Source organism: Paenibacillus sp. 01T442, assembly GCF_056398345.1.
This window is the reverse complement of the sequence record NZ_JBFTPF010000163.1, coordinates 1-3,860: the sequence shown is the minus strand read 5'-3', so window position 1 is coordinate 3,860 and position 3,860 is coordinate 1. Positions and strand designations below refer to the sequence as shown.

4 protein-coding genes and 1 pseudogene are annotated in these 3,860 nt (G+C 44.5%); all 5 read right to left on the bottom strand.

Annotated elements, in window-relative coordinates; genetic code table 11:
* Positions 1-644, bottom strand: a pseudogene (locus tag AC1DLM_RS34905) (peptidoglycan glycosyltransferase); the annotation flags it as partial.
* A 15-nt stretch (positions 645-659) separates the two neighbouring features.
* Positions 660-1,109, bottom strand: coding sequence for a cell division protein FtsL (gene ftsL2 / locus AC1DLM_RS34900; RefSeq protein WP_441988994.1), 450 nt, complete (start codon positions 1,107-1,109; stop codon positions 660-662).
* Positions 1,110-1,127: 18 nt separating this feature from the next.
* Positions 1,128-2,078 carry a 16S rRNA (cytosine(1402)-N(4))-methyltransferase RsmH gene (gene rsmH / locus AC1DLM_RS34895; RefSeq protein ID WP_056612670.1) on the bottom strand — a complete coding sequence of 317 codons (951 nt, stop codon included), beginning with the start codon at positions 2,076-2,078 and terminating at the stop codon, positions 1,128-1,130.
* A 69-nt stretch (positions 2,079-2,147) separates the two neighbouring features.
* Complete coding sequence (gene mraZ, locus AC1DLM_RS34890; protein ID WP_056612672.1) at positions 2,148-2,585, bottom strand: division/cell wall cluster transcriptional repressor MraZ; 438 nt, start codon at positions 2,583-2,585, stop codon at positions 2,148-2,150.
* 127 nt (positions 2,586-2,712) lie between these two features.
* The gene (locus AC1DLM_RS34885) at positions 2,713-3,798 is read right to left on the bottom strand and encodes a DUF4349 domain-containing protein (RefSeq protein ID WP_441988993.1); all 1,086 of its coding nucleotides are present in this window, start codon (positions 3,796-3,798) and stop codon (positions 2,713-2,715) included.
* Positions 3,799-3,860 lie beyond the last annotated feature (62 nt).

Sequence of the window (3,860 nt, the reverse complement as noted above, 5' to 3'; positions counted from 1 at the left end):
GGAATACCCTTAAGTGTATCGTTCAATTTCAACTCTAGGCCAAGCGATGCTTCACCTTCTTTGTTCGTATACCCTAGAATATGAGATGCCAACGTTTCACCCGGATAGTATCGCTTCTCATCTTCAAGAATTGAAATTCCTACGCTCGCTCTGGTGCCCAGCTTGAGCTTCGTTTGTAGATTGGCAATGAGCACGCGAACTTGATCCGCTTTCTCTTTCTCAATCTTCCAGCCTTCGTTGCGCACTTCTACATTGGCAGCGAAGTCTGTACCATCGAGATTCTTTTTCGTTGCTCTTTCGCGAATCTTATTTACTAGCTCGGCACGCTTCGCCTCAGATTCCTTCAAAATATCCGCTAATCCCTGAGTCACATCCTCAGCAATGTGCAAAGCATCAATCACTTTCGGATTTAGCGCAATCGTATAAGCTGTTGCTTCTACGGCGAGCACCTTATCATTACGATCCAAAATCGAACCGCGTACAGGAGCCAGCACTTTATCCGTTTCCCATCTTTTCTCAGCCTTCTCTAGCAACCAGGATGCTTCTACCACTTGAATCCAATAGACTTTAACCATGAGGACAACAAAAAGAAGGGTGAAAAACCCTCCAAGTAGCAAAGAACGTAACTTAATTTTTTTTGTCATATGAGTACCTGCCTGTTACGGTTTAGAAGCAGCTTTCGTACTTTTGCCACTCGTTGCAGTTGATGTTGTACCAGATTTCGCTTTCGTAGATTGAGCTACGACTTCACCTTGCTTCACATCTTGTAAATTAAACCCGAGACGTACTGCTTCCTCTTTTAAACGATCCGGACTTTGCAACTTCTCAACTTCTTGCTTGAGCGCGCTGTTCTGTGCTTGAATTTCACGGATTTCACCTTGCATTTTCAAAATATTCGCATTCATCTGATAGATCGCAGCAAACCGCCAAATGATCACGCCAGCAACGATAACACATAGTACAACTGTGAATAAATAGAGCATTTTCTCTTGCGCTGGCAATGAGGAATTGCGATAAACAACCTTGGTTGTTTCTTTTATCTTAACACGCTGCTGTGGATTCGGTTTGCGTTTCGGATCAAGTGCCAAATTGCCTTGAATATATGACATCGCTTATTCCTCCCTTGGTCAAAGCTTTTCTGCTATTCTTAATTTTGCCGATCTGGCTCTTTGATTGACTTCTAATTCATGTTCACTTGGTAGAATTGGTTTACGTGTAACGAGCTTCAAATCTCCAGCCTTCTCACAAACACACATTGGAAAAGCTGGCGGGCACGTACATTTCTCCACATTTTTCACAAAAAACTGTTTACAGATGCGATCCTCCAAGGAGTGGAACGTAATGACTGCAATGCGTCCTTGAGGTGCCAAGCAGTTCAGTGATTGCTGAAGCGCTTCTTCAAACGCGCCTAACTCGTCATTCACAGCAATTCTTAATGCTTGGAAGCTGCGTTTGGCCGGGTGTCCCCCTGTCCGTCTTGCGGCAGCTGGGATCCCCTCTTTGATCAATTCCACGAGTTCACCCGTCGTTTCAATCGTTTTCTTCTCTCTTGCTTCCACAATGACACCAGCAATCCGTCTTGAGAACTTTTCTTCCCCATATTCGAATAAAACTTTAGCAATTTTGTCAGCTGGCCACTCATTAACGATTGTTTTAGCTGTGAGCAGCGTATCCCGATCCATTCTCATATCAAGCTCCGCATCATGGTTGTAGCTGAATCCGCGATCACCATCATCCAACTGTGGAGAAGATACACCTAGATCGAACAAAATGCCGTCAACCTGGGGTCTGCCATCTTTCATAGCTTTGGGTACACCGCGTAGTACGTGCTCGATTTCTCTGAAGTTGCTTTTGATAATAGCTACGCGATCTAGATAGGGTGCAAGCACCGTTTGGGCATTGGCTAAGGCAACATCATCTTGATCAAGGGCAATGAGTAACCCTTCTGGTCCTAGTTTGGAAGCGATAAGCGAGCTATGTCCCGCGCCTCCCATTGTACAATCCACGTAAACGCCATCTGGTTTTATATGTAAACCTTCTACAGATTCTTCTTTAAGTACAGTCACATGATGAAACACTCGTTGTCCTCCTAAAAGTTTTGCCTTGGCAAAACTGACTTCGTAAGCATATTCTTAAACACTAAATTTCTATAAATCAAAATTAAAATCGACCAGCTTCTCTGCTATTTCATTGAATGACTGTTCAGACTCATTGGCATAGCTTTCCCAAACTTGCTTACTCCAAATCTCCACACGATTAGAAACACCGATAACGACACAATCTTTCTCTAACTTGGCATGGTCGACGAGATTGCTTGGAATGTTAGCTCTCCCTTGCTTATCAAGCTCACACTCTGTTGCACCAGAGAAGAAAAACCGGGTAAATGCACGTGCATCTGACTTCATTAATGGCAATGCTTTCAGCTTCTGTTCGAGAATTAACCATTCGGATTGCGGATATACAAATAAGCACTGATCCAGACCACGGGTGATGACAAAAGCTTCGCCAAGGGCTTCACGAAATTTAGCCGGAATGATCATTCGGCCTTTCTCATCAATGCTATGTTGATATTCACCCATAAACATAGCATCAAGCCCCCCCTTTCCCTCCACTTTGTACCACTTTTCACCACATTTGAATCAATATTCGCTAAAAATAAAAGAAATCCTGCTTAGTTAGCAGGATTAATTAATTTTTTTTCGTTTTATAGGTCTATTCTGTGCCTTTTGTTCCTTGTTCCGTATCATGGGGTGTATTTTCAGATACTTGTTGCTCCTTCAGTTGCAACCGCAATGCCTTCAACTGTGCGTTCCTCTTGCGCCTGTATACCCAGATTGGGAGTGCAATAAGAAGTAATATCACCATAACGGGTACCGCGGCAGCGAGGAAAACGAGGACACCTTGCATCACAGCGACCAAAACATTCAGGCTAGAGCCCCATGCTTTTTCCACACGTTCCGATAAAGTTAGTTCATTCGGGTCAGACAGCAACGGTTTTTTACCAGTTTGTTGATACATGCGCAGCTCGATGGTGGAGTACGAAACATTTTGATCCAAGTAACGCATCCTGCCTTTGATTTGCTCAATTACCTCTTGTACCTTAGCAAGCTCATTAGAAAAAGCTAGTAAATCATCCGTTTTCGATGCTTTCTCCATAAAACTTAGTAATCTGGTCTCAACAAGCTGTTTCGCCGTTAGACGAGAGCTTAGATCCACGTACTCTTCCGTCACGTCCTGACCTTGTACATTCCGTTGGAGCGCGGGGCTTATCTTTTCTAGGCCGTCCAGCATAGATACAAAACCATTCGCTGCGACTTTAATCGTATACGTCCCACCCCTTTCACCMGTATTCGCACTCTCGGAAAACTGCAAGATGTAAGCGCCACTTAAGGCAACGAGATCCCTTAGCTGGGTTTGAGCTTTACTATAGTCTTCAACTGGCATCACGAGATTAGCCCGATAAATAAGTTTGCGGTTAAAACCTGCCTCTTGGTCGTTCCCGCTAGGAGGCATCACAACATTTGGCGCAGCTGTCTTACCATCCACCGCGGGAGCTTTGGCCGTTGCTTCCTTCGCCTCAGCCGCKGGAGCCGCGTTGCTTTGATTCACTTGTTTCGCGTCGGCAAACTTATCCGATGTCGCATCTGACTTTTGCACGCTATTCATTTCACCTTTGGAAGCGGCCATGGACGCGTCTTGTTGGCTCTTGGAGGAGGAACTACATCCTGCCAGTACCGCCAATACCAGCATACACATGACGATTAATAGCGTTAAGCTTACTCTTGTCTTTATGTTCATTTCAACATGACCCCCAATTTCCATTTATAGGTTATACACCCTTCAAACGGAATGCTATACAC

Excerpts from the sequence above, each read along its gene's own strand:
- ftsL2 (WP_441988994.1), bottom strand. The coding sequence starts at position 1,109 with ATGTCATATATTCAAGGCAATTTGGCACTTGATCCGAAACGCAAACCG.
- mraZ (WP_056612672.1), bottom strand. The coding sequence starts at position 2,585 with ATGTTTATGGGTGAATATCAACATAGCATTGATGAGAAAGGCCGAATG.